Genomic DNA, 1,155 nt, shown 5'->3' on the forward strand with positions numbered 1-1,155 from the left:
GAGTTCTACCCGGGATGGGCCCGTAGCTCAGGTGGTTAGAGCGCACGCCTGATAAGCGTGAGGTCGGCAGTTCGAGTCTGCCCGGGCCCACCATGAATTGTCCTGGCGCTGTCGCGGCCTTCGGCCGCTTCGCTCCGGACGGGCCGTCCCGTTCGGGACGTGGGCCTCCGGCCCTGTTTGGTGCCATCCGGTTGGGATCGAGACCTTAGGGGCTGTAGCTCAGCTGGGAGAGCACCTGCTTTGCAAGCAGGGGGTCAGCGGTTCGATCCCGCTCAGCTCCACCAAGATTGGTGTCGAGTTGTCGGTGATTGATTTGCGTGGTTGTTCGAAAGCCTTCGGCTTTCGCAAGCGCAAGGCGCGTCGGCGATCGTTCGCCGCCCCGTCCGGAGCGCTTCGCGCGCGAGGACGGAAAAAAGGGGCCGTAGCTCAGCTGGGAGAGCGCCGCAATCGCACTGCGGAGGTCGGCGGTTCGATCCCGCTCGGCTCCACCATGGTTTTGTCCTCACGGCGTACGCGATCTTCGATCGCTGCCTGCGGACGGCGCGCCAAACGATTGGCGACGGCCTCTGGCCTTGCGGCGCTTCGCGCCGAAGTTCTGCCTTGTCTTTGAAGAAAACCAAGTTTGCATCGCTCGAATGAGCTGATGCCTGTTCTGCCTACATTGTGAAGAGAAGATTGATCCGGATCGAGGGAAACCTCGATGCCTCAAGGATCGTGTGTTGTTCGAGGGCTTGCCCTTGTCTGACATGCGTTCTGGTGGATGTTGCCTGACCGCGCATCCTCGGATTTGATCTCGAGAAGCTGGTCTTAAGATCCGGCCCGGATGTCGCTCGGCGTGACATCTTTGAAGGGACCGGATCGAACACGTCGATGGCATCATGACGGCCTGGTTGTAAAAGGTAACCGGGCCTTTGTTTTGCGAATAGCGAATGGTGAGTAGCGAATGGTTTGAAAATTCTATTCGCTATTCGCTGATAACTATTCGCTGAACAATAGGTGATGAGCATAGACAATGAGAACGATCAAGTGTCGTAAGGGCAATTGGTGGATGCCTTGGCATGCACAGGCGATGAAGGACGTGATACGCTGCGAAAAGCCGTGGGGAGCTGCGAATGAGCTTTGATCCATGGATCTCCGAATGGGGCAACCCACCTT

3 tRNA genes and 1 rRNA gene (1 of these 4 running past the window's edge) are annotated in these 1,155 nt (G+C 58.2%); all 4 read left to right on the plus strand.

Annotated elements, in window-relative coordinates:
• Window positions 1-16 precede the first annotated feature (16 nt).
• Window positions 17-93, plus strand: a tRNA-Ile gene (locus NNZ72_RS25180).
• Between the two features lie 115 nt (window positions 94-208).
• Window positions 209-284: transfer RNA gene (locus NNZ72_RS25185), tRNA-Ala, on the plus strand.
• 131 nt (window positions 285-415) lie between these two features.
• Window positions 416-491: transfer RNA gene (locus NNZ72_RS25190), tRNA-Ala, on the plus strand.
• A 529-nt stretch (window positions 492-1,020) separates the two neighbouring features.
• Window positions 1,021-1,155, plus strand: a 23S ribosomal RNA gene (locus NNZ72_RS25640) (it continues 2,741 nt past the right edge of the window).

It is taken from the genome of Shinella pollutisoli (assembly GCF_024609765.1).
Taxonomy (GTDB): Bacteria; Pseudomonadota; Alphaproteobacteria; order Rhizobiales; family Rhizobiaceae; genus Shinella; species Shinella pollutisoli.